The following is a 271-nucleotide window of genomic DNA, read 5'->3' as shown; positions in this document are numbered from 1 at the left end:
CAACTGACGTGGATGGATGTGAAGGCAGACAATCATACTGAAGACAATGGCACTCTGGTTGAGGACAGCACCGAAGGTAACCTGCAAACGCGTCTGGGGGTGAAAGCGTACCTGCAAGGTCATAATGCTATTGATGATCATAAAGCGCGTTCCTTCCAGCCTTTCGTGGAAGCCAACTGGATTTATAACTCCCGCAAGGTGATGCTGCCAACTTACTGATTTAGTGTATGATGGTGTTTTTGAGGTGCTCCAGTGGCTTCTGTTTCTATCA

The 271-nt window shown here is 47.6% G+C and carries 1 pseudogene; it reads left to right on the top strand.

Annotated elements, in window-relative coordinates:
- A pseudogene (locus tag FC814_RS22690) lies at positions 1-195 on the top strand (autotransporter outer membrane beta-barrel domain-containing protein); the annotation flags it as partial.
- Positions 196-271 lie beyond the last annotated feature (76 nt).

The sequence above is a fragment of the Escherichia sp. MR genome (assembly GCF_005280595.1).
In the GTDB taxonomy this organism is placed as follows: domain Bacteria; phylum Pseudomonadota; class Gammaproteobacteria; order Enterobacterales; family Enterobacteriaceae; genus Escherichia; species Escherichia ruysiae.
Note: the sequence above shows the minus strand (reverse complement) of the source record. Positions and strands in the feature narration are given on the sequence as shown.